At 42.9% G+C, this 972-nt stretch carries 1 protein-coding gene; it reads left to right on the forward strand.

The annotated features are described in order from the left end of the window. Window positions 1–143 precede the first annotated feature (143 nt). On the forward strand, window positions 144–972 hold an 829-nt coding region (locus tag NE637_RS15295; protein WP_256267790.1), incomplete at its 3' end, for a ParB/RepB/Spo0J family partition protein.

The raw sequence follows: 972 nt of genomic DNA on the forward strand, positions 1-972 counted from the left end.
GACATCGGGGTCCTGGTTTGTGTTGACTTTTTTTGTCAATCATCCCTACGCTAATTAAAAGGCCTGCTCGCAGACTTTATTGGTTGTTTTGGTGACTTCGGAGTTCCGAAGTGTGAAATAGTAAAAAAATACGAGGTGTTACTGTGTCTCTTGATCCGCCCAAGGTATCGACAAGTGCTCAATCTGTCCCCCAGAACACTGTGGGTGTTAGCTCAAAGATTGAGATGCTCAAGATATCAGAGATATCCCCTGATAATAATCAGCCCCGGCGCTATTTTGATAAACAGCAACTTGAAGAGTTGAAAGGCTCTATTAGTGTTAATGGAATTATTACTCCGATTCTATACCGGGTTGATGGCGATAAAAAAATAATCGTCTCCGGTGAGCGTAGATACAAGGCGGTATCTGAACTTGGTCTTGAAGAATTACCAGCTCAGTTTGTATCTGGAAATTACAGGGTCATTGCTTTGACCGAAAATTTGCAGCGCAATTCTCTTCTGCCCATGGAAGAAGCACGAGCCATCCAGGATATCATCAATGCATCTGGTTTAGCTCAACAAAACGTTGCAGTTCAATTGGGCAAGGCAGAAAGTACCATCTCTGAGATACTCAAGCTCAATAGCCTCCCATCTGGCATACAAGAAGCGGCTATTACGAGTCCCCTTTGGTCGCGCAATAAACTGCTTAAACTTTCAAAATTAAAAGATGATAAGCAGCAAGCTGAATTCAAAAAGATGCTAGAGGCCATCGAAAAGAAGGAAGCAGCCAAAAATTCGCGAGATTCTAGTTCTGGTGAAGCAGGGCAGAAACCTACTGCCCAACCGCCAAATATGTCCCAAATGGACCGTAGATTGAACGTATTCAAAGGTCACATCCAAAAGTTGCGCGATAGAATCAAGAAAGATGTAGAAAAAATAACGGATGCTCGTTTTAGAGAAGGCATTGAAAAGGAGATACGAGCTCTACTGGATG

This window comes from Desulfovibrio desulfuricans, from assembly GCF_024460775.1.
GTDB classification, from domain to species: domain Bacteria; phylum Desulfobacterota; class Desulfovibrionia; order Desulfovibrionales; family Desulfovibrionaceae; genus Desulfovibrio; species Desulfovibrio desulfuricans_E.